The 24,901-nt window shown below is 70.3% G+C and carries 7 protein-coding genes (1 of these 7 only partly in view); 4 read left to right on the forward strand and 3 right to left on the reverse strand.

What is annotated here, in order from left to right; translation table 11 throughout:
• The 3 genes in view from L324_RS10690 to L324_RS10700 are tightly spaced (each overlapping or abutting the next) and all read right to left on the reverse strand, a layout consistent with a single transcriptional unit that may run on beyond the window.
• Positions 1-13,305: the 5' portion of a non-ribosomal peptide synthetase gene (locus L324_RS10690; protein ID WP_051173838.1), read on the reverse strand. It extends 7,713 nt beyond the left edge of the window; 13,305 of the gene's 21,018 nt are visible here — the first part of the coding sequence; it begins with the start codon at positions 13,303-13,305; the stop codon falls past the left edge of the window.
• Positions 13,302-19,577: a non-ribosomal peptide synthetase gene (locus tag L324_RS10695; RefSeq protein ID WP_051173839.1), complete on the reverse strand. Its 6,276-nt coding sequence runs from the start codon at positions 19,575-19,577 to the stop codon at positions 13,302-13,304. Before L324_RS10695 ends, L324_RS10690 begins: the two co-directional genes overlap by 4 nt.
• Complete coding sequence (locus L324_RS10700) at positions 19,574-19,846, reverse strand: acyl carrier protein (protein WP_051173840.1); 273 nt, start codon at positions 19,844-19,846, stop codon at positions 19,574-19,576. The genes L324_RS10695 and L324_RS10700 overlap by 4 nt, the downstream gene beginning before the upstream one ends.
• Before the next feature lie 253 nt (positions 19,847-20,099).
• Here L324_RS10700 and L324_RS10705 point away from each other — a divergent pair, with 253 nt between their 5' ends.
• Genes L324_RS10705 through L324_RS10720 form a run of 4 tightly spaced genes read left to right on the forward strand, consistent with a single transcriptional unit; the run spans position 20,100 to position 24,891 of the window.
• A complete protein-coding gene (locus L324_RS10705; RefSeq protein ID WP_051173841.1) occupies positions 20,100-20,927 on the forward strand; it encodes an alpha/beta fold hydrolase in 828 nt (275 codons plus the stop codon).
• A 27-nt stretch (positions 20,928-20,954) separates the two neighbouring features.
• A complete protein-coding gene (locus tag L324_RS10710) occupies positions 20,955-22,907 on the forward strand; it encodes an ABC transporter ATP-binding protein (protein WP_037306101.1) in 1,953 nt (650 codons plus the stop codon).
• Between the two features lie 35 nt (positions 22,908-22,942).
• Complete coding sequence (locus L324_RS10715) at positions 22,943-23,869, forward strand: ABC transporter ATP-binding protein (protein ID WP_051173842.1); 927 nt, start codon at positions 22,943-22,945, stop codon at positions 23,867-23,869.
• Positions 23,866-24,891 (forward strand): ABC-2 membrane transporter-related protein, encoded by a 1,026-nt coding sequence (locus L324_RS10720; RefSeq protein WP_037306103.1) that lies wholly within the window; start codon positions 23,866-23,868, stop codon positions 24,889-24,891. The genes L324_RS10715 and L324_RS10720 overlap by 4 nt, the downstream gene beginning before the upstream one ends.
• The last annotated feature ends 10 nt before the right edge of the window (positions 24,892-24,901 follow it).

Genomic DNA, 24,901 nt, shown 5'->3' on the forward strand with positions numbered 1-24,901 from the left:
CGGTGCGCCGTCGAGCGCGTCGCGCCAGTACGCGATCTGCCGCGCCATGAGGTCCTCGCCGAGCAGTTCCCGTTGCCACAAGGTGTAGTCGGCGTACTGGACGGGGAGCGGCTTCCACGTCGGGCTCCCACCGGCCAGCCGCGCCGCGTACGCCGTGGACAGGTCACGGGCCAGGGGTTCCATCGACCAGCCGTCGCCCGCGATGTGGTGCACGACCAGGACGAAGACGTGTTCCTCCGGCGTCACCGGGAACAACGACGCCCGGATCGGCGGTTCGGCGGCGAGATCGAACGCGTGCCCGGCGGCTTCGGCGATCGCGTCGCCGAGTTCCCCGGCCGCCACCTCGGCCACGTCCAGCGCGAACGCGGACTCCTCCACCGGAAGCACGCACTGGTACGGCTCTCCCCCGGCGGTCCGGAACACGGTGCGCAGCACCTCGTGCCGCCCGGCCACGTCGCGCAACGCCGCCGCGAAGGCCGCCCGGTCCAACGGCCCGGTCAGGCGCAGCGCCACGGGGATGTTGTAGGTGGCACTCGGGCCCTCCAACCGGCCCAGGAACCACAACCGGCGCTGCGCGAACGACAACGGCATCGGTTCCGGCCGCTCCCGCGCCACCAGCGCCACCCGGCCCGGCGCGGTCACCTCGGTGAGCCGGGCCGCCAGGCGCGCGGGAGTCGGGGCGTCGAACAGCGTGCGCAACGGCACCTCGACCGAAAGCGCCAGGCGCACTTGACTCACCAGCCGCATCGCCAGCAGCGAATGCCCGCCGAGGGCGAAGAAGTCGTCGTCCATCCCGGCCGACGGCAGCCCCAGGACATCGGCGAAGGCCTGGCACAGCAGCTCTTCCGTGGCGTTCGCCGGAGCCCGGCCCGCACCGGCCGCGTACTCGGGCGCGGGCAACGCCGCCCGGTCCACCTTCCCGTTGACCGTCACCGGGAAACGGTCCAGCTCCACGAACGCCGACGGCACGAGATAGTCCGGCAACCGCTCGGACAGGTAGCTCCGCCAGGGTTCGACGTCGGATACGTCCCGGGGTACCACGTAGCCGACGAGCCGCTTGTCACCGGGAACGTCTTCCCGGACGACGACCGCGGCCTGCGCGGCCGCCGGATGCCCGGCGAGCACGGCCTCGACCTCGCCCGGCTCGACCCGGAAGCCGCGGATCTTCACCTGACCGTCCGCCCGGCCGACGAACACCAGCCGCCCCTCGGCGTCCCATTTCACCCGGTCCCCCGTGCGGTACATCCGGCCACCCGCGCCGTCGAACGGGCAGGCCACGAACCGCTCGGCGGTCCACAAAGGACGATGCAGATAACCCCGCGAGACGCCCGCTCCGGCGACGTACAGTTCACCGGCCACACCCACCGGGACCACGTCGAGAGCGTCGTCCAGTACGTAGACCCGGGTGTTGTCCAGCGGGCGCCCGATCGGCAGCACCCCGCCGACCCCGTCCGGGGCAACGGTCTCGTGCTGCGTGGCGCACAACGTCACCTCGGTCGGCCCGTACAACTGCCGAACCCTGACCCCGGGATTCGACTCCAGCACCCGCCGCACCGAACCGGCCGGAACCACGTCACCACCCGTCAGCACCTCACGCAGACCTGCGAAGCAAGCCGCGTCCTCGTCGACGAGCACACGCAACAGACCCGCCGTCACGTGCACGTGCGTCAGGCCGTGGTCCGTGATCAGCCGCTGCAACACAGTCGCGTCGACGCGGTCATCCGGTGCCACCACCACCGTGCCACCGGACAGCAACGGCACCCACAGCTCGTACGACGACGCGTCGAAGGCGTGCGGCGCGTGGAACAACACCCGCGACGTCACACCCCAGCAGCGATCCTTCGCCAACGCCACGACATCGCGGTGCAAGGCCACCACGCCCTTCGGCACCCCGGTCGATCCCGACGTGTACATCACGTACGCCGCGGCGGCGTCCCGGACGACCGGCAGTGCACCTCGGTCCGCCCCGGCGTCCGCCCGCACTTCCGCGACACCGAGGTCCTGCCCGGCTATCGCGTCGCTCACCACCAGTAAACAGGCACCCGAGTCCTTCAGCACCGAACGCGTCCGGTCCGGCGGCCAGGCCGGGTCCAGCGGCAGGTACACCCCACCGGCCTTCAGTGCGGCGAGGGCGGCCACGACCAGCTCGGCGGACCGTTCCATCAGCACGGCGAACACCGGTTCCGGGCCGATCCCGCCGCCCGCGAGTACCCGCGCGAGCCGGTCCGAACGCGCGTCCAGTTCGCGGTAGGTGAGTTCGCGGCCGGCCTCCACCACGGCGATCGCATCCGGATCCGCCGCGACGCAGGCCGCGAAGACCTCCGGCACCGACCCGCCGGGACGAGGAACCGCGGTGTCGTTCCACTCCGCGAGGATCCGCTCCCGCCCGGCCGTACCGAGCACGTCCACTGTGGACAAAGGAGTGCCCGGATCCTGTTCCAGGGCGATCGCCAGGCTCTCGGCGCACGTGAGCATGAGTTCGGCCGCCCAGGTCGGGTCGACCGCGGTGGCGGCCTCCACCTCCAGCTCGAAACCGGTGCCGTCGTCGTCCACCGACACGACCATCGGATAGTTCGAGTAGTCCCGCACCAGTACCGGGGTCACGCCGTCGAGACCGCCGCCGGAGTCCTGTTCGGCGGGCTGGTTGTGCCGGTAGTTGAACAGCGCGGTGAACAAGGGGCTCGTTCCGGTGGCCCCACCGGCCCGTTGCGCCGTGGCGAGCGGGGTGTGTTCGTGGACCATCAGCTCGGCGAGCTGGCGGCGTACCGCCGTGAGGGCCTCGGCCACGCTCGGACCCGCCAGGCGCACCCGCACCGGAAGCGTGTTGATGAACAGTCCCGGGGTGCGGCCGGCGTCCGAGTTCATCCGTCCGAACAGGACAGTGCCGAACACGACGTCGTCCCGGCCGGACAGCGTCCCGAGTACCCGCGCGAACGCCAGGTGGAACAGCGTCGCCGAACTCACCCCGAACGTCCGCGCCAGTGCGCGCAGCCGCCGGGTCAACGTGGCGTCCACCGGCAACCGGACCTGCGCGGAGTCGGTGCCGTCGCCGTAAACGTTCGTGAGGCCGTAGGGAGCGGTGGTCTCGTCGACGCCGTCGAGGAGCCGGGCGAAGTAGCGTTCGTGGTCTTCCGTGGACGCTCCGCGCCGTGCCTGCGCGACGAAGTCACGGAAACGGGCCGGTGGCGGCATCCGGTCCGCCTGCCCGGAGAGGAACGTGCGGAGTTCGTCGAGCAGCACGTCGAAGGTGGTGTGGTCCTGGATCAGGTGGTGGATGCGCAGCAGCACCAGCCAGCCACCGTCCGGGGCCGCCAGCACCCACACCCGCAGCAAGGGCGCGCGGGTCAGGTCGATGGCGGATTCGCTCGCGGACAGCAGCTGATCGACCGGTTCCGGTCCCTGCGGGTCGAAAACGACCTCCTCGACCGGCAGCCAGGCGCGTCGGGTGACCACCTGCACCGGCTCCCGGAGTCCGTCGGACAGGACGGCGGTGCGGTAGATGTCGTGCCGGTCGATCGCCCAGCGCAACGCTCTCAGCAGGTCGTCCACCCGCTCCAGGCTGTCCACGGCCAGCACCGTCGGTGTCGCGTAGACGTCCGTGCCGTCCTGGCCGGACATCAGGTGGTGGAAGAAGATGCCTTCCTGCAACGGCGCCAGCGGATACACGTCCTGGATGTTCGGCACGCCACCGGGAACCGCCGCGACCACGCGCGCGATCTCTTCGCCGGTCAGATCGACCAGCGGCAGCATCTCCGGTGTCAGCTCGGTGGCACCGTCCGGGATCAGGTTCGGCGGTACGTCGGCCCGCTCGGCCCCGGCGGCCGCGGCCAGCCCGGCCGGGGTCGGCGTCAGGAACAGCGTCCGCACCGACACCGAAATCCCCCGCTGACGCAGCCATTCCACCAGCGACACCGCCAGCAGGGAATGCCCGCCGAGCGCGAAGAAGTCGTCATCCACACCGACCCGCTCCAGGCCCAGCACGTCCGCGAACGCGGCACAGAGGATCTCTTCCCGCGCGTTCACCGGCGCGCGACCGGCACCCGCGAGGCCCGCGAAGTCGGGTGCGGGAAGTGCCTTGCGGTCGAGTTTCGCGTTGGTCGTCAAAGGAAACGCGTCGAGGGCGACGATCGCCGACGGCACGAGGTACGCGGGCAGCCGCTCGGCAAGGAAGGACCTCAAGTCCTCAATGGACACTGTGTCGGCCGGAATCACATACCCGACCAGCCGGAGGTCACCCGGAGTGTCTTCCCGGGCGATCACCACGGCCTGCTCGACGTCCGGATGCGTCAGCAGCACGCTTTCGATCTCCCCCGGCTCCACCCGGAAACCACGGATCTTCACCTGGTCATCGGTCCGCCCCAGGAACACCAACTCGCCGTCGGCGGTCCACCGCACCCGGTCCCCCGTGCGATACATCCGCTGCCCTGACTCGAACGGGCAAGCCACGAACCGTTCACCGGTCAGCCCCGCGCGGCCCGCGTATCCGCGCGCCAGACCGGTCCCGGACAGGTACAGCTCGCCGCCCACCCCGGCCGGAACCGGCTCCAGTGCGTCATCCAGGACGTAGGCCCGGGTATTGGTGATGGGGCGACCGATCGGCACCGCCTGTCCCGGTTCGAGACCGGGGCGGCACCGCCACGCGGTCGCGTCGACGGTCACCTCGCTCGGACCATAGGTGTTGAACATCGTGCGGCCATCCGACGTCCACCGTTCGACCAGTTCCGGCGGGCACGCCTCACCTCCGACGTCCAGCACGAACGCCGGATCCAGCACGCCGTCGGGCATCGTCGCCACCACGGCGGGCGGCAGCGACGCGTGCGTCACCCCGGATTCGGCGAGAAACCGGGCCAGCTCGGCACCCAGCCGCCGCTCCGGCGGCACGATCACCAGCGCGGCCCCCGACAGGAGCGCCAGCAGCCATTCTTCACAGAAGAGGTCGAAACCCGACGACGCGAACTGGGCCACCCGAGATCCCGGGCCCACGCCGAAACGACCGTGGCTCGCCGACAGATTCACGCAACCCCGGTGGGTGACGACCACACCCTTCGGTGTCCCTGTCGACCCCGAGGTGTACACGACATACGCCGGATGTCCCGGCAACAAAGGCGAAACCCGATCGGCGTCGGTCACCGGGTCGGCGCCGAACCCGGCGGTCTCGGTCACGTACCCCGGCGAATCCAGCACCAGCGCCGCCGAAGAATCCTCCAGCATGAACCGGATCCGCTCCGGCGGGAGAGCGGGATCGATCGCGAGGTACGCGCCTCCCGCCTTGAGCACCGCCAGAACCGCGACCATCAACTCCGGCGAACGGTCCAGCACCAAGGCCGCCACCGACTCCGGCCCCACTCCACCGGCGATCAGTTTCCGCGCCAACCGATTCGCCCGAGCGTCGACTTCCCCATAGCTCAGCTCGGCACCCGCACCGGCCAACGCCGTCGAGTTCGCGGAACGCACGACCTGCTCCGCGAACAGATCCGGCACCACACCGTCCGGCACCGCGACCGCCGTGTCATTGACCTCACGCAGCAGATCACTGAACTCGGGATCCACGACCGGCACTGTCGCGAGCCTGCGCTCCGGAGCATCCACCAGCGCGGTGACCAAGTTCTCGACACAGGCGTGCAGCAACGCGCATACCCGCCCCGGATCCACCGGCGCCACCGCCTCCACGACCAGATCGAAACCGGTGGCGCCCTGATCCACCGAGACGTCGAGCGGGTAGTTCGTGTGTTCCCGCACGGACAGAACCTGGAAACCGTCCATTTCGGACTCACCCGTTCCGGCGTCCTGAACGTGGCGGTAGTTGAAGATCGAGGTGAACAGCGGGCTGCCGGACAGGCCGCTGGCCGCCTGCGCCAGTGCCAGCGGTGCGTGCTCGTGCACCATCAGGTCGGCGAGCTGGTCACGCAGTCCGGTCAGCGCGGCGCTGACGGTCTGCCCGGCGAGGTCCACCCGGACCGGGAGCGTGTTGATGAACAGGCCCGACACCCGGTCCGCGGCGGCACCGGCGTTCATCCGTCCGAAGAGGACGGTCCCGAACACGACGTCACCCCGGCCGGACACCGCCCCGAGGACGCGGGCCCACGCCAGGTGGAACACCGTCGCCGGGCTGACCCCGAGGGTCCGCGCCACCTCCCACACGCGGTCCGCCAGGCCGGCGTCCACGGCCAGCCTGCCTTCCGCGGCCGTGGTCCCGTCGCCGAGTACGTCCGTGAGGCCGTACGGCGCGGTCGTCTCGGCGACGTCCGTCAGCAGCTCGGCGAAGTACCGCTCGTGGTCCTCGCGCGGCACCCCCAACCGTGCCTGCGCCACGAACTCGCGGAACGGGACCGGCGCGGGCAGCTTGTCGCCCTGACCGGTCATGAACGCCCGCACCTCGTCGAGCAGGACGTCCGAGGCCGTGTGGTCCTGCACGAGGTGGTGGACTCGCACCAGCGCCAGCCGGTCCCCGGTGTCTTCGTCCGCCGCGACGCGCACTTCCATCAGCGGAGCGCGGCCGAGGTCGAGCCTCCCGCCGTCCGCCGCGCTTACCCGGGCCGCGGTTTCTTCGGCGACCGGCAGTTCCGCGTGGCGAACCACCACCTGCACCGGTTCCCGCAGCCCTTCCCAGACGATCGCCGTGCGGTACACGTCGTTGCGGTTCACGACCTGTCGCAGCGCATCGAGGAAGGAGTCGAGACGGGCTCGTGAGTCGAAGCGCAGCACCGACGGGGTCACGTAGACGTCGATGCCGTCGCTGCCTGCCAGCAGGTGGTGGAAGAAGATGCCTTCCTGCAACGGCGCCAGCGGATACACGTCCTGGATGTTCGGTGCCCCACCGGGAACCGCCTCGACCACTCGCGCGATCTCGGCGTCGGTCAGATCGACCAGCGGCAGCATCTCCGGTGTCAGCTCGGTGGCACCGTCCGGGATCAGGTTCGGCGGGACCACCACGGGTTCCGGGCCCGCCACCGCGGCCAGTCCGGCCGGAGTCGGCTTCGAGAAGAGCGTCCGCACCGACACCGACACCCCACGGCGTCGCAGCCATTCCACCAGGGACACCACGAGCAGCGAATGCCCGCCCAGCGCGAAGAAATCGTCGTCGACACCGACTCGTTCCAGGCCCAGCACGTCCGCGAACGCGGCGCAGAGGATTTCCTCCCGCGCTGTCTCGGGTGCGCGACCGGATCCGGCGAGGCCCGCGAAGTCGGGTGCGGGAAGTGCCTTACGATCGAGTTTCGCGTTGGCAGTCAAGGGAAACGCGTCAAGGGCGACGATCGCCGACGGCACCAGGTACGCGGGCAGCCGCTCGGTCAGGAAGGCACGCACTTCCTCGACCGGCACGCCGGTACCCACGACATAGCCCGCCAGCCGGACATCGCCCGGTGTGTCTTCCCTGGCGATCACCACGGCATTCTCGACGTCCGGATGCGTCAGTAGCACGCTTTCGATCTCTCCTGGCTCGACCCGGAAACCGCGGATCTTCACCTGATCGTCGGTCCGCCCCAGGAACACCAGCTCACCCTCGGCGGTCCACCGCACCCGATCTCCCGTGCGATACATCCGTTCGCCCGGTTCGAACGGGCACGCCACGAACCGTTCGCCGGTCAGCCCGGCTCGGCTCACATATCCCCGCGCCAGACCGGTTCCGGCTACGTACAGCTCGCCGCCCACACCGGCCGGGACAGGCTCCAGCGCGTCATCCAGGACGTAGACGCGGGTATTGGCGATCGGCCTGCCGATCGGCACCGCCTCACCGGGCTCGACGTCGATTCCGCAGCGCCATACCGCCGCGTTCACGGTGGTTTCGGCCGGACCGTAACTGTTGAACATCACGTGATCGGTGGCCCACCGCGAAACCAGCTCGGCGGGCAACGCCTCTCCGCCCACGTCCAGCACGAAACCCGGGGGAAGGCCGGGCAACGTCGACACCGCGGCGGGCGGCAGCGTCGCATGCGTCACCCCGAACTCGCTAAGGAACCCCGCCAACTCGGCACCTAGCCGCCGCTCGGGCGGCACGATCACCAACGCCGCCCCCGACAACAACGCCAGCAACCACTCCTCACAAAACATGTCGAACCCCGACGACGCGAACTGCGCCACCCGAGACCCCGCACCCACCCCGAAACGACCATGACTCACCGACAAATTCACAAAACCCCGATGAGAAACCACCACACCCTTCGGCACCCCAGTCGACCCCGACGTATACACCACATACGCCGGATGCCCCGGCAACAACGGCACAATCCGATCCACGTCCGTCACCGGGGCGACCGGAGAGCTGAAGGACGCTTTCACCTCATCCCACGCCACGAAAGCGCCCCTCACCGCATACGACGCGACGAAAGGCCCCTTCAGCCCCCCACCCACCACCACACCCGCCGCCGAATCCTCCACCAGAAACCGAACCCGCTCCTCAGGCAGACCCGGGTCGATCGCGAGATACGCGCCACCGGCCTTCAACACCCCCAGAATCGCGACCACCAGATCCGGCGAACGCTCCAGCACCACAGCCACCACCGACTCCGGCCCCACACCCACCGCAATCAGCTCACGCGCCAACCAATCCGCACGAGCGTCCACCTCCGCATAACTCAACTCGACACCCGAACCCACCAACGCCGCCGAATCAGGAGAACGCAGCACCTGCGCGGCGAACAAATCCGGCACCACGCCGTCCGGCACCGCGACCGCGGTCTCATTGACCTCACGAAGCAGGTCGCTGAATTCGGGATCCAGGATCGACACCGTCGAGAGCCCCCGGTCCGGGGCATCCACCAGCGCGGCGACCAGGTTCCCGACACAGGCATGCAGCAACGCACACACCCGCACCGGATCGACCGGCGCCACCGCTTCCACGACGAGGTCGAACCCATGGGGACTCTGGTTCACGGAGATGTCGAGCGGGTAGTTCGTCGGGTCTTCCGCCCGCAGGGCCTCGACGCCTTCGATGCCGGTGCCCGTCTGTTCGACGTCCCGCCGAAGGTGCCGGTAGTTGAAGATCGAGGTGAACAAGGGCCCGCCGCCGGACAGGCCACTGGCCGCCTGCGCCAGCGTCAAGGGCGCGTGCTCATGCACCATCAGGTCGGCGAGCTGGTCACGCATCCCGGTCAACGCCTCGCCGACCGTAAGCCCGGCGGTCTTGACCCGGACCGGCAGCGTGTTCATGAACAGCCCGGGCACACGGTCCGCGCCCGCGCTCGCGCGGCCCAGCAACACCGTGCCGAACACGACGTCCTGATGCCCGGACACGGACGCCAGGACCCGCGACCACGCGACGTGAAAAAGCGTCGCGGGACTCACGCCCCGAGCCCGCGCCACCTCCCGGATCCGCTCGGCCAGCCGGTCGTCCACCGGCACCCGGCCCCGCGTGATCCCCGCGCCGTCACCGTGCACGTCCAGCAACCCGTACGGAGCGCAGGTCTCGGTCACGTCGCCCAGCAAGCCCGCGAAGTGCCGTTCGTGGTCCTCGGCGGACATGCCCAGCCGGGCCTGCGCCACGAAGTCACGGAACGGCACGGGAGCCGGCAGCGCCCCGGCCCGTCCTTCCATGAACGCCTTGATCTCGTCCAGGACCACTTCCAGCGCGGTGTGGTCCTGGATCAGGTGATGCATGCGCAGCAAGGCCAGCCAGCCGTCGCCGCCGGGATCGGGTGTGACACGGACGCTCAGCAGCGGCGCCCGGTCCAGCTCCATCCACCCGCCGTCGTCGAGGGGGCCTTCGGTGACCGGCAGCTCGGCATGCCTCCACACCACCTGGACCGGCTCCCGCAGACCCTCCCGGACGATCGCCGTGCGGTACACGTCGTGCCGGTCGACGACCCGCTGCAGGGCGTCGAGCAGCGCGGTCAGCCGGTCCCGGGTGTCCAGCCGCAGGGTGAACGGCATCGCGTAGACGTCGTCACCGTGCCGGTCGGCCATCAGGTGGTGGAAGAAGATGCCTTCCTGCAACGGCGCCAGCGGGTAGACGTCCTGCACGTTCGCCGCGCCGCCCGGCACGGTCGCCACGATCCGGCCGAGTTCTTCGCCGGTCAGGTCGACCAGGGGCAGCATGTCCGGCGTGAGTTCCGTCGCGCCTTCGGGGATGAGGTTCGCGGGCACCGGCACCGGCTCGGGCCCCGCGACGACCGCCAGCGAGGCCGGGGTCGGCGTCACGAACAACGCCCGCATCGACACCGAGATCCCGCGCTGCCGCAGCCATTCCACCACCGAGACCGCGAGCAGCGAATGGCCGCCGAGGGCGAAGAAATCATCGTCGACGCCGACAGCGGGAAGTTCCAGCACCTCGGCGAACGCCTGGCACAGCAGCTCCTCGCGGACGGTGGCGGGTGCGCGACCGGTGCCGGGTTCGTACTCAGGGGCGGGAAGTGCCGCGCGATCCACCTTGCCGTTGACGGTCAGGGGCAGGACTTCCAGCTCGATCAGCGCCGAGGGCACGAGGTAGGCGGGCAGGCGCTCGGCCACGTACTCGCGCGCGGCCTCGGCGACGGCCGCGCCCCGGACCTCGGGTACCAGGTAACCGAGCAGCCGTTTCCCGCCGGAGGTGTCCTCCTGGACGACGACCGCGGCCTGCGCGACCGCCGGATGCCCGGCGAGCACGGCCTCGACTTCGGCGGGCTCGACCCGGAACCCGCGGATCTTGACCTGCTCGTCCGCCCGGCCGGCGAACACCAGACGGCCGTCCGGGGACCAGCGGACCAGATCACCCGTGCGGTACATCCGTTCGCCCGCACCACCGAACGGACACGCCACGAACCGCTCCGCCGTCCACAAAGGACGATTCAGGTAACCCCGCGCCACACCGGCTCCGGCCACGTACAGCTCACCGGCCACCCCGACCGGAACCGGCCGCAATCCTTCGTCCAGCACGTACACGCGGGTGTTGTCGAGTGGCCGCCCGATCGGCAGCACCCCGCCGACCTCGTCGGCAGCGCCGGTCTCGTGCTGCGTGGCGCACAACGTCACCTCGGTCGGCCCGTACAACTGCCGCACCCTCACACCCGGATTCGACTCCAGCACCCGCCGCACCGAACCGGCCGGAACCACGTCACCACCCGTCAGCACCTCACGCAGACCGGCGAAACACTCCGGATCCCGATCAGCCAGGACCCGGAACAGCCCGGCCGTCACATGCGCGTGCGACAGGGTGTGCCCGGTGATCAAGCGGCGCAGTACGGCGGCGTCCATCCGCTCGACGGGCGCAACGACCACCGTGCCGCCCGACAGCAACGGCACCCACAACTCGTACGACGACGCGTCAAAGGCGTGCGGCGCGTGGAACAACACCCGCGACGTCGCACCCCAGCAACGATCTTTCGCCAGACGCACCACATCCCGATGCGTCGCCACCACACCCTTCGGCACCCCGGTCGACCCCGACGTGTACATCACGTACGCCGCGGCCGCGGACGGGATCACGTCCGGCAGCTCCGCGTAAACGTCCGCCTCGGCGTCCGCCCGGACCACCGCGATCCCGAGGTCGCGCTGAGCGGTCGCCTCGTGCGTCACCAGCACCCCGGCGCCCGCGTCTTCGAGGACCACGCGCATCCGGGCTTCCGGCCAGCCCACATCGAGCGGGACGAAGGCGGCACCGGCCTTGAGGATCGCCAGCAGCGCCACCACCAGGTCGGCCGAGCGCTCCATCAGCACCGCGACCGGCGAGTCCGGCCCCGCCCCGGCGGCCACCAGCGTCCGCGCGAGCCGGCCGGAACGCGCGTCCAGTTCTCCGTAGGTGAACTCACCGCCGTCCCACGCCACCGCCGTCGCGGCCGGATCCGCCGTCACCCGTCCGGCGAACGCCTCCGGCACCGAGATGTCCGAAGTGGACACTTCAGTCGCGTTCCACTCCTCCATCAGCCGGGCGCGTTCGGCGGCATCCGGGAGCTCCACCGCATCGACGGGCAGGTCCGGGTTCGCGGCCATGGCCGTCAGCACCCGCACCAGATAGCCCGCGATCCGGGCCACCGTGCGCGCGTCGAACAGGTCGGCCGAGCCGGTGACCACACCGCGGATTCCCGCCGGGGCACCCGTTTCGTCGAAGACCTCGCCCAGGTTCACCTCCAGATCGAATTTGGCCGTCGTCCGGCCGATCGAGAGCACTTCGGCACGCAGGCCCGGGACCGCTGGGGCGACGCCGTCGTCGAGCGGCGCCAAGACGACCTGGAACAGGGGGTGGCGGGCGAGTGCGCGGACGGGCGCGAGTTCCTCGACGAGCCGCTCGAACGGCACGTCCTGGTGGGCGAAGGCGCGCACCGCGGTGGCGCGCACGCGGTCGATCACCTCGCCGAACGTCGGCTTGCCGGACAGATCGGCCCGGACCACCAGAGTGTTGACGAAGAAGCCGATCAGATCGTCGAGGGCCTCGTCGGAACGCCCGGCGACCGGGGTTCCGAGCGGGATGTCGGCCCCTGCGCCGAGCCGGGACAGCGTCACCGCGAGCCCGGCCTGGAGCAGCATCGGCAGCGTGGCGCGGCGTCCGCGGGCCAGCGCGACCAGTTCGCCGTGCACCGCCGCCGGAACGCCGACCCCGATCGCGTGCCCGCGATGGGACGGTTCCACCGGACGCGGGCGATCGGCGGGGAGGTTCAGTTCCTCGGGGACGCCGTCCAGCTCGTCGCGCCAGTAGCCGATCTGCCGCGACAGCAGGCTTTCCGGCTCGTTCTCCGAGCCGAGCAGTTCCCGCTGCCACAGCGTGTAGTCGGCGTACTGCACGGGCAGCTCCGCCCACTCCGGTTCCCAGCCCGCGCACCGTGCCGTGTAGGCGGCGGCGAGGTCCTGCGCGAACGGGCCCGCCGACCAGCCGTCGGTGGCGATGTGGTGGACGACCACCACGAGCACATGCGATTCCGGGGCCGACGCGAACAACCAGGCCCGCACCGGGATCTCGGCGGACAGGTCGAACGGGTGGGCCGCCACCCGGGCCACCGCGCCCGGCAGGTCGCTCGCGTCGATCTCCTCACCGGGTAGCTCGGCTCCCGGCTCGACCGACGGCAGTTCCGCAGGCTGGTCCCATTCCAGGTCCCGCAAAGACGGAATCCCTCGGTGTGCGGCCGGATCCTCGGTTCCCGTCACGCGCACCACCGGCAGCTCCCAGGCCAGCTCACCGGGTTCCACGATCCGCTGGCGCGGCTCGCCGTCCACCTCGGGGAAGACCGTGCGCAGCGCCTCGTGCCGGATGATCACGTCACGGATCGCGGCGGCCAGTGCCGCCCGGTCCAGCGGTCCGGTCAGGCGCAGGATCGTCGGGCTGTTGTAGGTGGCGCCCGCTCCTCCGATCCGCCACTGCAACCACAACCGCTGTTGTGCGAACGACGCGGGAATCATCGGCCTCTCCTCGAGTGACGCATCCGCCGCAGCGCGGGCCTGACCCGTTCGGTCCGGTCGCCGTGCTCGGCGAGCCAGGCGGCGAGCCCGGCCGGGGTGGGAGTCGCGAACAGTTCCTCGATCGGCAGTTCCGTCCCCAGTGACGCGCGGACCCGGGCGACGAGCCTGGTGGCGAGCAGGGAATGGCCGCCGAGCAGGAAGAAGTCGTCCTCCGCGCCGACCTCGGGCACGGCCAGGGTCTCGGCGAAGGCCGCGCACAGGGCCGCTTCGCGTTCGTTGACGGGGCCCCGGCTCGTCCGGCGGGCCGCCGCGTAATCCGGTGCGGGCAACGCGTCGACGTCGACCTTGCCGTTGGGCGTACTCGGCAAGGCGTCGAGCACCGTGACGGCCGACGGGCACAGGTAACCGGGGAGCCGCGCCGCGGCGTGCGCGCGGACCTTCGCGGCGAGCTCCCCGACGGTGCCGGCGTCCTTGGCCTCGCGGGTGGGCACGACGTAGCCGACCAGCCGCAGGTCGCCCGGCAGGTCCTCCCGTGCCGTCACGACGGCCCGGGCGACCGCCGGATGCCCGGCGAGCACGGCCTGGACCTCCCCCGGCTCGACCCGGTGGCCGCGGATCTGCACCTGGTCGTCCACCCGCCCGGCGAACACCAGCTCACCGTCGCCGGTCCGGTGCGCCCTGTCCCCCGTGCGGTACATCCGGGCGCCCGGGGCACCGAAGGGACACGCCACGAAACGCTCACTCGTCAGACCCGGTCGGCGCGCGTAACCCCGTGCCAGCTGGACCCCGGCCACGTACAACTCACCCACGACACCTGCGGGCACCGGGCGCAACCCTTCGTCCAGCACATACACCGACAAACCAGGGAGACCCCGGCCGATCACACTTCCCTCGGTCTCCCGGGCGACATCGAAACGCGTCACGTGCACCGTGGTCTCGGTGATCCCGTACATGTTCACCAACCGGGGACCGGAATCCCCGAACCGCGCCCACCATTCCTTCAACCGCGCGGGCTCCAGCGCTTCCCCGCCGAAGACCACCGCGCGCAGTCCGCCCAAACCACCGATACCGGATTCGTTGTCCAGCAAGGAAAAGAACGCCGACGGTGTCTGGCTCAGCATCGTGACCCGTTCACGCTCCAGCAACTCCGCGAACTCCCGCGGCGACCGCGACACCTCGAACGGCACCACCACAACACGTCCGCCATGCAGCAACGCACCCCAGAGTTCCCACACCGAGAAATCGAACGCGAACGAATGGAACCACGACCACACCTCACCGGAACCGAACAATTCCCGCGTTGCCGCGAACAACGCCACCACATTCCGATGCGGAACCACCACACCCTTCGGCGTCCCCGTCGAACCCGACGTATAGATCACATACGCCGGATGAGAAGGCACAACCGACACGGCCGGACGGACCTCCGACCGCGCCTCGTCCGTCACCACCACCGGAAGACCCTTAGACACCAACGAAACGCAGTCCGCCGTCGTCACCACACACATCGCGGCCGCGTCCGCCAACACGAACGCCCTCCGCTCCGCCGGAGCATCAGGATCCACCGGCACATACGCAGCCCCGGCCTTCAGCACCCCCAGCAACGACACCACCAACTCGGCGGACCGCCGCGCGACCACACCCACCACCGACTCCGGACCGATGCCCCGGGACACCAACCGATGGGCCAAGGCATTCGCCCGCACGTCCAGTTCGGCGTACGACAACCCGACATCGCCCGCCGTGACAGCGATCGCGTCCGGCGTCCTCGCCACCTGCGCCTCGAAAAGCTGGGGCAGCGTCGCGTCGGGTGTTTCCGGGGCCTCGTCGTGGATCTCGTCCAGCAGCCATCGGCGTTCGCCAGGAGACAGCAGGTCGAGGGCACCCACCCGCCGTCCGGGATCCTCGGCCACCTGCTCCAGCAGCCGGGTCAGCCGGTCCACCAGCGTCCGAACCGTTGCGGCGTCGAAGAGATCGGTGGCGTACTCCACTGTCCCTTCGACACCGGCGGGTACGCCGTCGTCCCCGTAGCGGTCGGCCAGGCCGAACATCAGGTCGAACCGGGCCGTGCCGGTGCCGAGCGGTTCCGGCCGGGTTTCGAGGCCCGGTAGCCCGAAGGTCGCGAACGCCGCGTCCTGCAGGGTCAGGCCGACCTGGAAGAGGGGGTGGTGTGCCGGGGAGCGTTCGGGATTGAGCACCTCCACCAGGTGTTCGAACGGGACGTCCTGGTTGTCGTATGCGGCCAGGTCGGTTTCCCGGATCCGCAGGAGGAGGTCGTGGAAGGTCGGATCGCCGGAGACGTCGGCGCGCAGCACCAGCGTGTTGACGAAACAGCCGACCAGGTCGTCCAGGGCCGCGTCGTGGCGGCCGGCGACCGGTGCCCCCAGCGGGATGTCGTCCCCCGCGCCGAGTCCGGCCAGCAGCGCGGCCAAGGCCGCGTGCACCACCATGAACAGGGTGGCCCCGCGTTCACCGGCGAGGTCCATCAGATCCCGGTGCAGGGCGGGCGTCAGCCGGAACGACAGCAGGTCCCCGCGTTGGGTCGCCACGGCCGGGCGCGGCCGGTCGGTGGGCAACCTCAGCCGCACCGGCAGTCCGGCCAGCCGGTCCCGCCAGTAGTCCAGCTGGCGGCCGAGCACGCTCTCCGGATCGTCTTCCCGGCCCAGAAACGCGTGCTGCCACACCGTGTAGTCCGCGTACCGCACTGGCAATTCCGGCAACCGCGGGGCCCTGCCCTGACTCCTGGCGGCGTACGCGGCGGCGAGGTCGCGCGCCAGCGGCCGCGTCGACCAGGCGTCGCCCGCGATGTGGTGGACGACCAGGACCAGCAGATGCTCGTCCGGCCCCACGGCGAACAATTCCGCCCACAGCGGCAGTTCCGTGGCCAGGTCGAACACGTGACGGGCGGCCGACGTCCACTGCTCCGGACCGCCGCCCTCGTGCCTCACCAGCCGCGGCCTGGCCTCGTCAGACGCGAGGATCCGCTGGACCGCCATACCGTCCGTTTCCGGGAACACGGTGCGCAAGGCCTCGTGTCTCGCGACCACGTCGGCCAGTGCCGCTTCGAAGGCCGCGGCGTCCAGCGCGCCGGTGATCCGCAGTCCGAGCGGAGCGTTGTAGGTCGCCGACCGGCCCTGCATCCGGTGCAGGAACCACAAACGCCGCTGTGCCGGGGAAAGGGGCACAGGCTCCCGGTGCGGCACCGGCCGCAACGGCGGGCGGGCGGCGGCACCGCCGTCCAGTCCGGCGGCCAGATCCGCCACCGTGGGTGCCCGGAACAGGGTCCGCATCGGCACTTCCAGGCCGAGGGTGGCCCGGATACGGCCGATCAACCGGGTGGCGGCCAGCGAATGCCCGCCCAGCGCGAAGAAATCGTCGTCGACACCCACCTTCGCCAGCCCGAGCACCTCGGCGAACAGCCGGCAGAGAATCGCCTCCCGCGGGGAGCGGGGCGCGCGGTCCGACACCACCACCGCGGGCACCGGCAAGGCCCTGCGGTTCACCTTTCCGCTGGGCGACAACGGGATCTCCGTGAGTACCTGCACCGCCGAGGGCACCATGTGGTCCGGCAGCACCCGCGCGGCGAACCGGCGCAGCTCCGGCGCGTCCACCTCCGCCCCGGCCGACGGCACCACGTAGGCGATCAACCGCGCGCGATCGCCCGGTTCGCCGGTGGCCACCACGACCGCCCGCGCGACCCCCGGATGGCGGGCCAGCACCGCCTCGATCTCGCCGGGCTCGACCCGGTATCCGCGGATCTTGATCTGCTCGTCGACGCGGCCGAAGAACTCCAGCACCCCGTCCGCGGTCCACCGCGCCAGGTCTCCCGTCCGGTACATCCGCCGCGCCGCGCCGTCGAACGGGCAGGCCACGAACCGTTCCGCGGTGAGTCCCGGACGGCCCGCGTAACCCCGCGCCAGCCCCGCTCCGGCCACGTACAGCTCGCCCAGCACTCCCGGTGGGGCCAGGCCCAGCGCGTCGTCCAGCACATAGAGCCGGGTGTTCGCGATCGGTCTGCCGATCGGTACCGCGTCGCCCACCGGTCGCCCGGCGGTCAGCTCGAACACGCAGCAGCCGACCACCGTCTCGGTCGGCCCATACTCGTTGACCACGACCGTGCCCGGAGCGGCCGCCAGCCAGTCCCGTACGTCGGCGCCGGGGAGCGCCGCGCCGCCCACCACCAGCCGCCGCGCCGACGCCCGCTCGTCCGCCGTCAGCATCTCGGCCAGCAGGGGCAGATGCCCCGGCACCACTTTCACCAGCCCGAACCCATCGTCCCCGGCGGCCCGCATCAGGCCGGCCAGTCCCTCGGGGCCGCCTTCGGTGCTGATCACCACCGTGCCGCCGCACACCAGTGGCGCCAGCACGCTGGTCACCGTGAGGTCGAACGCGAGCGACGAGTGCAGCGGAACCCGGTCCCCGGCACCGATCCGGTAGAACTCGACCGCCCACGCGAGGTAGTTCGCCAGCCCCTCGTGGGTGACCGCGACGCCCTTCGGCACGCCCGTCGAACCGGACGTGTACATCACGTACGCCAGCTGGCCGGGCAGCATGGCCGACGCGGGCACCCGGGATTCCTCCAGGCCAGAGACACCCTCGGGGCCGATCAGCACGGTGGCACCGCTGTCGGCGCGCGTGAACTCCGAGCGTTCGGCGGGATGGTCCGGGTCGATCGGCAGATACGCCGCCCCGGCCAGCCAGGTCGCCAGGATCGCGGCGAGCAGCTCGGGTCCGCGCGGCAGGCGGACGGCGACCACCGACTCGGTGCCGACGCCGCGCTCCCTGAGCGAGTCGGCCAGCAGGCGCGCGCGGTCGGCCAGCTCGCGATAGGTGAGTTCCGCCTTGCCGCACACCACCGCCACCGCGTCCGGGGTGCGCGTGACGTGTTCCTGGAACCGGTCGAGCGCCGTCGCACCGATGTCCGCGGTGCCGGTGTGGTTCCAGTCCACGAGCAGACGTCGCCGCTCGTCGTCGCCGAGGACGTCGATCCGGTCCAGGCGCTCGGCAGGCGACGCGGCCGCCAAGCGAGTCAGTGTCCGGCGGAATCGGCGCGCGATCTCCGGTCCCGACGCCGGGTCGTGCAGCGCGGGATTCAGCTCGACGAGCAGCTGGACACCGCCGCCCATCGCGCGCTCGAAGACGTCGATGGCCAGATCCTCGACAGGCCCGCTCGACAGCCCGGCCCGGGTGGCGACGGCGTCGGCGAAGCGCAGCGGACGGCCAAGGGACATCACGTTGACGCTCAGGGAACGCAAGGATCCCCGGCCGACGAGGCCGCGGTCGGCGAGGATCTTCCCGTACGGGTACCGCTGGTGGCGCAGGCAGTCGAACACCGCGCGCGAGGTCTGCCGGACGAACGCGCCGACGGTGCCGCCGCGCGGGATCGCCAGCCGCAGCGGCACCACGTTGGACGTCATCCCCGGGATCCCGAGTTCCCGTGGCGAGGTCCGCCCGCTGACCGGCAGCCCGAGGACGACGTCGCGGTCCCCCACCGTGCGCTGCCGGTACAGGGCGGCCGCGGACAGCACCAGCGCGGCGAAGCTCGTCCGCGACCCGCGTGCCGCCGCCTTCAGCCGGGCGGCTTCGTCCGCGTCGATCTCCTCGGCCCACAGGACCGGGCGCCCCGGCAGGTCCCGGGTCCGGTCCGTCCCGGTGGGATCCGGTAGATCCGACAGCGCGTCGAGCCAGAAACGCCGGTCCCGTGCGGAATCGGCGGAATCGCGGTAGGCGAGGTCGGCGTCGAGCAGGATCGAAAGTGGCTTCAGTACACCGTTTTCCGGTTCCCGGCCGTCGGCGAGTGCCGTGTAGACGTTCGCGACCCGGGCCGCGAACGTCGAAAGGCTCGTCCCGTCGAGGACGAGGTGGTGCACGCGCTGGTACCAGACGACCCGGTCCGGCCCGAGCCGGAACACGGCGTGGGCGGACGGCGGGCCCGCGAAGAGATCCATCGGCTGGTCCAGATCGGCCGCCATCCATTCTTCGGCCGCCACCAAGGGATTCGGCGATGCACTGAGATCCGCCACGTGGATCCGGTGCTCCATCGAGGCGTCGAGGTACTGCCGGGGTGTCCCGTTCTCGAGCCGGAACCGGAGCTGATAGGTCTGGGCCTCCGCCAGGGTCCGGCGCACGGCCGCGACGAGCAGCCCGGTGTCCACCTCGCCGCGGATCTCCAGGTACTCGGCGATGTTGTAGGCCGGGTTCTCCGGCGCGAGTTGCTGGGAGTACCAGACGCCGAGCTGACCCGACGTCAACGGGAGGTCCAGACCATTCATACAGCGGCCAGCTCGGCGAGATGGGTGGTGAGCGCGGCGACGGTGTCGACGTCCCAGAGCAGGATGGGCTCGACGAGCAGGCCGAGCGTGTCCTCGATGTCCCCGCACAACGCGAAGGCGTACACCGAATCCAGCCCGTACTGAGCCAGCGGGACATCGGCTTCGATCTCCTCGGCGGGAATCATGGCGTAATGCGCCACGCGCTCGACGAGCCACGGCTGGATCTTCTCGGCGGTAAGGGGGGTGGCGGTCAGATCGGCATCGGACACGACGGGCCTCCTCGGGCTCAAGGCGGCTCAATATGTCCCACGGAAACGCGGCACATCAACTGATCGGCGAGGCGTTCGTGGACGCCCAACTGACGCCGCCCCCGCAGTTGGACGCGCGGACACCGCTGTCAATCACGGTCGTTCGCGAAGCCTGTACCCGAAAACCCGCCCGATGCCATAGTGACGCCGCTCCTGATTCGGGACGGACGCGGCAATCGCACGCCCTCCGGCGAACGGGCTGAAGGGAAATGACATGGGTGGTGCCGCCGACCGGCCCGCCGCGAACTTCGTCACCGCGAACGGGATCCGGCTCGCGTACGAACGTTCGGCCGGCGGCGATCCGGTTCTGCTGATCGCGGGATCCGGTTCCGCCGGCCATTTCTGGACACTGCACCAAACACCCGCGCTGCGGGCCGCCGGTCATGGCACGATCGTGTTCGACAATCGCGGGATTCACCCGTCCGACGCACCCGACGGCAAATATTCGCTCGCGGATTTCGTCGCCGACACCCGGGGAATCATCACGGCACTCGACCTGGCACCGTGCCGGATCGTCGGGATGTCCTTGGGCGCGATGATCGCCCAGGAACTGGCGATCGACCATCCGGACCTCGTCCGGAGCGCGGTGCTGATCGCCACCAGGGCCCGCGCGGACGCCGCCAGGCTGGCGCTGACCGAGGCCGAGATCGCACTGGTGGAAAGCGGCGTGCGGCTCCCCGCCGCGTACGAGGCCGCCACCACGGTCTTCAAGATGTTCTCACCGTCCACTTTGGACGACGACCACACGGTGACGAGCTGGCTGGAGGTCTTCGAGATGGCCGGGACGGGGACCGTGGCTCCCGGGCAGACCTGGGCCGACCTGGCCGGCGACCGGCGCACGGCACTGAGCCGCGTGACGGCACCGTGCCGGGTCGTGACCTTCACCGACGACATCGTCACCCCGCCGCACCTCGGCGCGGAGGTCGCCGAGGCGATCCCCCGCTGCGACCTCGTGGAGATCCCCGGCTGCGGGCATCTCGGCTGTCTCGAACGCCCGGACGCGGTCAACGCGGCGATCACCGGCTTTTTCGCCAACAACTGAGTGCGACCACAACTGAGGAGGGCTTTCGTGACCATCGGAGAAGACCCCAGCCTCGGCACGATCGGGCTGCGTGTCGAAGGCCTCGTCGAGCCGCAGCCGATCAAACCCGGCACGGTGAAACGCATCATCCCCTACGCCCTGCGCTATCGCTGGTCACTGCTCGTGGTGATGGTGGCGACCGTGATCGAGGCGGTCATCACGGTGTCGACCCCGTTGTTCCTCAAGGGGATCATCGACGACGGCATCGTCCCCGGGAACATGTCCGTCGTGCTGACGCTGGCCCTGACCGTCGTCGGGCTCACCCTGGTCAGCGTCGTCGCGATCTACGCGCAGACCTGGTTCTCCGGCCGGGTCGGCCAGGGCCTCATCTTCGACCTGCGCACCAAGGTGTTCACGCATGTGCAACGGCAGCCGCTGGCGTTCTTCACCCGCACGCGGACCGGGTCGCTGGTCAGCAGGCTCAACACCGACGTCGTCGGCGCGGAGCAAGGGATCTCGACGCTGCTGTCGCAGGCGCTGTCCACGGTGCTGACGCTGGTGCTGGTACTCGGCACGATGTTCTACCTGTCGTGGCCGATCACCCTCGTGGCGCTGGTGCTGATCCCGATCTTCTTCCTGCCGGGGAAGATCATCGCCACCCGGCTGGAACGGCTGGCGCGCACCGGTATGCAGACCGACGCCGAGCTGGGCTCGACGATGACCGAACGGTTCAACGTGGCGGGCGCGATGCTGGTCAAGCTCTACGGCCGCCAGGACGAGGAGGCCACGGACTTCTCCCGCAAGGCGGCGAAGGTCCGGGACATCGCCATTTCGATGGCCGTGCACGGACGGCTGCTGTTCATCCTGGTCACGCTGCTCACCACGGTCACGACCGCGATGGTCTACGGCTTCGGCGGCTGGTTCGTCATCGACGGCACCCTGCAGCTCGGCACGCTCGTGGCGCTGGTGGGCCTGTTGCTGATGCTCTACAGCCCCATCAACCAGCTGACGACCATCCAGGTGGACATCACCACCGCGCTGGTCAGCTTCGACCGCGTCTTCGAGGTGCTGGACCTCGACCCGATCATCACCGAACGGCCGGACGCCCATCCCCTGCCCGCCAAGGAAAAGGGGAACGGCACCGCGCCGCACGTCGAGTTCGACCGGGTCGCCTTCCGGTACCCCGCCGCCGAAGAGGTCTCCCTCGCTTCCCTGGAGGCGGTGCCGGCGCGCCCGCCCGAGCAGGGGGAGAACGCGCTGGTGCTGAACGAGGTCTCCTTCCATGCCCCGGCGGGACGGCTCACCGCGCTCGTCGGCCCCTCCGGCGCGGGCAAGACCACGATCACCCACCTGGTGCCCAGGCTCTACGACACGACTTCCGGAACGGTCCGGATCGGCGGCCACGACGTCCGGGACCTGACCCTGGACTCGCTGCAGGACGCTGTCGGCGTGGTCACGCAGGACGCGCATCTGTTCCACGACTCGATCCGCGCCAACCTGCTCTACGCGCGGCCGGACGCCACCGAGACCGAGATCGTCGAGGCATGCGAGGCCGCGCGGATCTGGCAGACCATCGCCCAGCTGCCCGACGGACTGGACACGGTGGTCGGCGATCGCGGGTACCGGTTGTCCGGCGGGGAGAAGCAGCGGCTCGCGCTGGCCCGGCTGCTGCTCAAGTCGCCGCCGATCGTGGTGCTGGACGAGGCGACAGCGCATCTGGACTCCGAGTCCGAGGCGGCCATCCAGCGGGCGTTGAAGACCGCCCTCGCCGGGCGCACCTCGCTGGTCATCGCGCACCGGCTGTCCACCATCCACGACGCCGACCAGATCCTGGTGATCGACAAGGGACGGATCCAGGAACGCGGCACGCATCGGGAACTGCTCGCCAACGGCGGACTCTATGCCGAACTTTACCGGACCCAGTTCGCCCAGCAGCGGGACTTCGACGCAGAACCGGTCAAAAGTGCGACCGTGGACAGCGGAAACCATGCTTTGGGTTGATGCCGGGAGGAACAGGCGAATCCCAGGATGAGGGCATGCCACACGCAGACTCCCCTCCGGTGCTCCACGCCACGGACCTGGCCAAGAAGTACGGCCGCCGCGGCAAACAGGCGCTCTCCGAGGTGAACCTCACCGTCCCCGCCGGCCGGGTCATCGGCCTGGTCGGCCCGAACGGCGCGGGCAAATCGACCCTGTTGCACCTGGCCTGCGGGCTGATCGAGCCGACGGCGGGGTCGCTGACCGTGCTGGGGGCCCGTCCCGCGGCGAACGCGGCGCATCTGGCGAAGGTGGGGTTCGTCGCGCAGAACACCCCGGTGTACGGGTCGTTCACCGTGGCGGAGCACCTGAAACTCGGCGCGAAGATGAATCCGGGGTGGGATCAGGCACTGGCCGAACGCCGCATCCGGCAGGTCGGGCTGAATCCGGCACAGAAGGCGGGGCAACTGTCCGGTGGTCAGCGCGCACAGCTCGCGCTGACCATCGCGGCCGCCAAACGACCCGACCTGCTGATCTTCGACGAACCTGCCGCCGCGCTGGATCCGCTGGCCCGCAGGGGTTTTCTCCGTAACCTGATGGAATTCGTGATCGAGCTAGGCGCCAGCGCGGTGCTGTCGTCGCACCTGCTCGACGACATCGAGCAGGTCTGCGACTACCTCATCGTCCTGTGCGACTCGCGGGTGCAGGTCGCGGGCGACGTCCGCGATCTGCTGACCGGCCACGCCCGGCTGGTCGGCCCGCGCGGCGGACTGGACCGTCTCCCCCTCGGTGTCGAGGTCATCCGGACGGAACACAACGGCCACTACAGCCACGCGATCGTCCGCATGGACACCGCGGCGGGCCCGCTGCCCTACCCGCCCGAGCCGGTCTCGCTCGAAGAACTCGTCCTCGCGTACATGAGCAGGGCCGCCGGCATGGAGATCGGCGTCAACGGCCGGACCGAAGCATGGGAGACCCAGCGATGATCTGGCTGAGCTGGCGGCAGTTCCGCGTCCAGGCGCTGGCGGGCGCCGTGGCACTGGCGGTGATCGTCGCCTACCTGCTGTACGTGGGCACGGACGTCCGCGAAGGCTACGACGTCTACCAGGCGAACTGCCGAGGCCAAGGCGACTGCGCGCAGGCGAAGGCCCAGTTCCGCTCCGCCTACGAGAACACGCTGCTGTTCCTCGCGGCCGGTCTCGCCCTGGTCCCCGCGGTCATCGGGACCTTCTGGGGCGCGCCGATGATCGCGCGGGAACTCGAAGGGAACACCCACACCCTGGCGTGGAACCAAAGCGTCACCCGGCCACGCTGGCTGCTCACCAAGGTGCTGGTCGTGGGCGTCGGCGCCATGGTCGTCACCGGCGTGGCGGGAGCGGCGCTCACCTGGGCCGCCGCGCCGTTCGACGAGGTCGTCAAGAACCAGTTCAGCACCTTCGTCTTCGGCGCGCGCTACATCGCCCCGATCGGTTACGCCGCGCTGGCGTTCACCGTGGGCACGCTCGCCGGGCTCCTGCTGCGCCGGACGCTGCCCGCGATGGCGCTGACGCTCGTCGGCTTCATCGCCTTCCAGTTCTTCTTCGCCAACGTGGTGCGGCCCAGCCTCGTGCCCGCCGAGCACGCCTCGCTGCCGATGACCGCCGAGGCCATCAACGAGGCGCAGAACCTGGGCAGCATCACCGGCGGCTCGGTCATCAACGGGATCCGCGTCCCGGACGCGCCCAACGCCTGGATCGCCGACATCAGCCCGTTGCGCACCCCGGACGGCAAGACCCTCGACAGCACCAAATTCGGCACCTGCATCAACACCCCGCCCAAAACCGGGGCGGGCGGGACGTTCGGCGACGCCGCGGTGTGCCTCGCGAAGTACGACCTCCACGTCGACGTCAGCTATCAGCCCGCCAGTCGCTATTGGACGTTCCAGATCCTGGAGACGGTGGCCTACCTCGCGCTCAGCGGCGGCCTCATCGCACTCAGCCTCGTCCGCATCCGGCGCCCGGTGAGCTGATACCGCGGGT

It is taken from the genome of Amycolatopsis orientalis DSM 40040 = KCTC 9412, from assembly GCF_000478275.1.
In the GTDB taxonomy this organism is placed as follows: domain Bacteria; phylum Actinomycetota; class Actinomycetes; order Mycobacteriales; family Pseudonocardiaceae; genus Amycolatopsis; species Amycolatopsis orientalis.